Source organism: Streptomyces rugosispiralis, from assembly GCF_024505145.1.
In the GTDB taxonomy this organism is placed as follows: Bacteria; Actinomycetota; Actinomycetes; order Streptomycetales; family Streptomycetaceae; genus Streptomyces; species Streptomyces rugosispiralis.
Genome location: NZ_JANIAA010000259.1, coordinates 1 through 352, shown reverse-complemented (window position 1 = coordinate 352; position 352 = coordinate 1). Strand labels below are relative to the sequence as shown.

Here is a 352-nt window from a genome sequence, read left to right as displayed (position 1 = left end):
ACCGAGTAGCCACCAACGACCAACCCACATCAACCAGATCCAACCCAGGATCCCCCACCACAAACTCCCGCAACCGCTCCACCTGCCCCCGCACCGCCACCTCACCCGCACCCGACACCACCCACGGCACCGCAGGCAACACCACACCCTCGCCCCGAGCCCTCTCCACCACCCCGGGCGCCTGCTCCAACACCACATGCGCATTCGTCCCACTCACCCCGAACGACGACACGCCTGCCCGACGCGGCCGGCCCGTCTCCGGCCAAGCAGCCCTTTCGCTCAACAACTCCACCGCACCGGCCGACCAGTCCACATGCGGCGACGGCTCATCCACATGCAACGTCCGCGGCAA

General features: G+C 68.2%; 1 protein-coding gene. It reads right to left on the bottom strand.

Translation table 11 applies throughout. The annotated features are described in order from the left end of the window. Window positions 1-334 (bottom strand): ketoacyl-synthetase C-terminal extension domain-containing protein (locus NP777_RS47345; RefSeq protein WP_308405434.1); only part of this gene is annotated, 334 nt, incomplete at its 3' end. Between the last annotated feature and the right edge of the window lie 18 nt (window positions 335-352).